This window comes from Alkalicoccobacillus porphyridii (assembly GCF_007293315.1).
Classification (GTDB): domain Bacteria; phylum Bacillota; class Bacilli; order Bacillales; family Bacillaceae_D; genus Alkalicoccobacillus; species Alkalicoccobacillus porphyridii.
The window spans coordinates 1-210 of the sequence record NZ_VLXZ01000449.1 but is presented as its reverse complement, the minus strand read 5'-3'; the positions used below and the strand labels follow the sequence as shown (position 1 = coordinate 210).

General features: G+C 38.1%; 1 protein-coding gene. It reads left to right on the top strand.

The features are described from left to right. The coding region (locus FN960_RS22640) for an IS3 family transposase (RefSeq protein WP_143850879.1) at nucleotides 1–180 on the top strand (180 nt) is incomplete at its 5' end. Nucleotides 181–210 lie beyond the last annotated feature (30 nt).

Below are 210 nucleotides of genomic sequence, written 5' to 3'. Positions count from 1 at the left end.
AACTTCTTCGGTATTATGAAGCAAGAGATGTATTATGGGAAGGCTCTGTTGTCTTACGAAGAATTGAAACAGAAAATCGAGGCATACATAGCGTATTATAATAACGACCGAATTAAACTAAAACTGGGTGGATTAAGTCCGGTACAATACCGAACTCAAACCAGCCAAACAACTGCATAACAAAAACTCTAACTTTTAGGGGTCACTACC